The following is a 420-nucleotide window of genomic DNA, read 5'->3' as shown; positions in this document are numbered from 1 at the left end:
GTTTGTAACCCGAGCCATCCTGTAAATCCACACTGCAATTGAAGCGTTCCGGCATCCAGCGGCCACCATCACCCGCTGGTACATGCTCTGGCCGCCGGGCCGGAAGCCTTCCAGCCGGTCGATGGGCGGCAGGTCCCGTTGCGGGTCGGTGAAGGTCACCAGTTCCCCATGGATCAGATCCCAGTCGCCGGTCGGGCGGCCGAAGCGCGGTGTGCCGCTCTCCTGCTGCCTGCGGGCGTCGGCCAGTGGATCGGCGGTGCCCCGGGCCAGGATCAGACATTCCGGCACTTCCAGGGCCGGGAACCCGGCGTTGAGATGGTAGAGCCTGCCCCAGACCACGGCCGGTTCGATGCTGCGGGCCTGGGCGCAGAAGCGTTGATGGTTCCAGTAGCCCCGTTTCAGGGTGCCGTAGACGAAGAG

The 420-nt window shown here is 66.4% G+C and carries 1 protein-coding gene; it reads right to left on the bottom strand.

The features are described 5' to 3' along the window. The coding region (locus tag E0765_RS03555) for a gamma-glutamylcyclotransferase (protein ID WP_132811849.1) at window positions 1-420 on the bottom strand (420 nt) is incomplete at both ends.

This window comes from Sulfuricurvum sp. IAE1 (genome assembly GCF_004347735.1).
GTDB lineage: Bacteria > Campylobacterota > Campylobacteria > Campylobacterales > Sulfurimonadaceae > Sulfuricurvum.
Note: the sequence above shows the minus strand (reverse complement) of the source record. Positions and strands in the feature narration are given on the sequence as shown.